Annotated in this window: 5 protein-coding genes; all 5 read left to right on the top strand. The window is 42.8% G+C overall.

Annotated elements, in window-relative coordinates; translation table 11 throughout:
• Positions 1-186: SAF domain-containing protein (locus tag NWQ57_RS02230; RefSeq protein WP_306020360.1), on the top strand; the 186-nt coding region annotated here is incomplete at its 5' end.
• A complete protein-coding gene (gene pseG / locus NWQ57_RS02235; RefSeq protein WP_306020361.1) occupies positions 179-1,285 on the top strand; it encodes a UDP-2,4-diacetamido-2,4,6-trideoxy-beta-L-altropyranose hydrolase in 1,107 nt (368 codons plus the stop codon). The genes NWQ57_RS02230 and pseG, both read left to right, overlap by 8 nt.
• Positions 1,278-1,847 carry a GNAT family N-acetyltransferase gene (locus NWQ57_RS02240; RefSeq protein ID WP_306020362.1) on the top strand — a complete coding sequence of 190 codons (570 nt, stop codon included), beginning with the start codon at positions 1,278-1,280 and terminating at the stop codon, positions 1,845-1,847. Before pseG ends, NWQ57_RS02240 begins: the two co-directional genes overlap by 8 nt.
• Positions 1,848-1,868: 21 nt before the next feature.
• Positions 1,869-2,111 carry an acyl carrier protein gene (locus tag NWQ57_RS02245; protein ID WP_306020364.1) on the top strand — a complete coding sequence of 81 codons (243 nt, stop codon included), beginning with the start codon at positions 1,869-1,871 and terminating at the stop codon, positions 2,109-2,111.
• 18 nt (positions 2,112-2,129) lie between these two features.
• Positions 2,130-2,551: AMP-binding protein (locus NWQ57_RS02250; protein WP_372340877.1), on the top strand; the 422-nt coding region annotated here is incomplete at its 3' end.

The following is a 2,551-nucleotide window of genomic DNA, read 5'->3' on the forward strand; positions in this document are numbered from 1 at the left end:
CAATATCGCCGTTCGATTTATGTAGCCCAAGATATTAAAGCCGGTGATGTATTAACTAGTGAAAACCTACGCATAGTTAGACCCGCTTTTGGTTTGTCGCCCAAACATTGGTCGTCGGTGTTAGGTAAAACAGCCAAGACCGATTTAGTTAAAGGCACGCCCCTTGATTGGCAGTGGATTGACTAATGAAACTGTCATTTGTGCAATTGCAACGGGATGTAGTTTGAGCTTCATGGATCTAGGTATTGTTTTTAGAGTTGATGCTACTGTGACTATGGGCATGGGGCACTTACTGCGTTGTTTAGCCTTAGCCCAAGGGTTAGTAAAACAAGATCCTACCGTCTCAATTACCTTTGTATTACGGGCTGAATCTGTATCCTTGGCTCAAAGTCGCCAAGATTGGGTCGGTCATATTGTTATCTTGCCTCGCGAACTTAGCCAAGCGCAAGAGCCACAGTGGCTAGCCAGCTACTGTCAGACTCACAACATCCAAGTGATTATCTTAGATGGATACCAATTCCAAGTAGACTATCGACAGGCTTTAGCTCGCATCCCTGTGCAAAATGTGGTGTTTGATGATAATAATGATTCGGGGCCTTTGGCGGCTGATCTAGTTATTAACGGCGCCAGTAATGCCGCCTCTTTGGGTTATGAAGACACAGCTCCAGACGCAATATTATGTGTGGGTAATGACTACCGCATATTGCGTGAAGAATTTGTTGAGGGGCGATATCGTTTACCTTGGGCTCAACGTAATGCTGTCGTGTTGGTGATGGGCGGTAGTGACGCCGATAATTTAACCTTGCAAATACTACAAGGTTTAGAACAGTGTGCTTTTAAACCGTGTGTAACAGTGGTAACAGGTGGGGCTTACGCCCATCTTGCCAAGTTAAGACAGTTTTTACAACACAGCCAATTGACGAGTTTACATTTAGACAATTGCCAGCAAATGGCTGCCTTATTTGGCCAAGCCAAGTTAGTGGTATCTGCTGCCGGTGGTACACAATTTGAGCTATTGGCTTGTGATTGCCCTGCATTATTATTGGTGGTGGCTGATAACCAAGCTAATGCCGCAGCGCAAGCGGTTACTCAAGGCTGGTGTCAATTGGTGGATGTGCGTGGACAAGCCAATATTCACGAAGTGGTTGCAGCCATAGAGCACTTATGCGCGCAACCCGACATGCTAAGGACAATGCATGAAAAGGCAACATGTTTAGCAGATACCCAAGGCACAGCGCGGGTTGCTAAGCAGATGCTGTTGTTAGCAGGTAGGTTAAATGACTGAGTTACATCGAAGTTTAAGAGGCTACCAAGTTTTCTTGGATAGCGTAACTGAGCAAGAATTAGAGTTAATTCGTCAATGGCGAAATGATCCCGCGGTGTCACAATTTATGTTGTCACAACAGCTGATCGACAAAGAGCAGCAGCAGGCGTGGTTTAAAAAAATCAGTAACGATAGTAGCCAGCAGCACTTTATGATCCGATACAAAGATCAAAACATTGGGGTGGCTAATATTAAAGCCTGTTATCAGGGTGAGACACTGCTTAATTCACGAGCCATAGAGCCTGGTTTATACATTGCAGATGAGCGTTATCGCAGTAATATTTTAGCTTTTGCGCCAACCCTATTGTTGAATGATTACTGTTTTGATGTATTAGGCACAGCATGCTTAAAAGCCTGTGTTAAGGCAGACAATCAGGCCGCCTTACATTATAATTCAAAATTAGGCTATCAGATTGAAAAACAAGCAGATTTAGTTGAAATAGTATTGTACAAAGATGACTATCAACGCCAGTCTCAGGGCTTGAAAGCTTTATTGAGTCGTCCATCGCTCAAAAACCAATAACAACGAAAGTTGAGAATAATAATGACTAATTTAGACAAGCTAATTACTGGTTTTAGTACCGCCTTAGGCATTGAACCTAGCCGTGTGACAGATGATTTAAGCTATAACGCCATTGCTGAGTGGGATTCTACAGCCCACATGATATTGATTGCTCAGCTAGAAGGTGATTTTCAACTTATGTTGGATACTGACGATATCATTGATATGAGCTCTTTTAGTCAAGCTAAAACGATTTTAGCCAAATATGAGGTTGATTTTAGCTAAGTCGCTAAACAGGCCACTATGTTAAATTCCCAGTGTTTTTTTAATCAACTCGCTCAATTTGCTGAGAGGCGTGCAGTGGTTGAAGGCGAGTTAAGTTTGAGCTTTACTGAGTTATTGCAACTCTGTGATGATTTTAAACATGAGCTTAATCAACAGATGCCTGATAAACGTCAGTTGGTTTTTCTTAAAGCACACAATAGTATTTCAAGTTTAGTGGCCTATCTATCCTGCTTGCAGGCAGGCCATCCAGTGATGTTGCTCGACCCAGTAATAGTGCAAGATAGTTTGGCCAATTTAGTCTGCCAATATCAGCCCAATGTACTGATTGACTCGCTTAATATTGAACGCCTACATCAGCGAGAACTAGAGCTCGATCCATACTTAGCCTTATTATTATCTACCTCAGGCTCTACCGGGTCAGCCAAACAAGTGTGTTTAAG

The sequence above is a fragment of the Paraglaciecola sp. genome (assembly GCF_030730205.1).
Taxonomy (GTDB): domain Bacteria; phylum Pseudomonadota; class Gammaproteobacteria; order Enterobacterales; family Alteromonadaceae; genus Paraglaciecola.

Bases quoted from the DNA above. Each gene is read 5' to 3' on its own strand.
- NWQ57_RS02240 (WP_306020362.1), top strand. From the start codon at position 1,278: ATGACTGAGTTACATCGAAGTTTAAGAGGCTACCAAGTTTTCTTGGAT.
- NWQ57_RS02245 (WP_306020364.1), top strand. From the start codon at position 1,869: ATGACTAATTTAGACAAGCTAATTACTGGTTTTAGTACCGCCTTAGGC.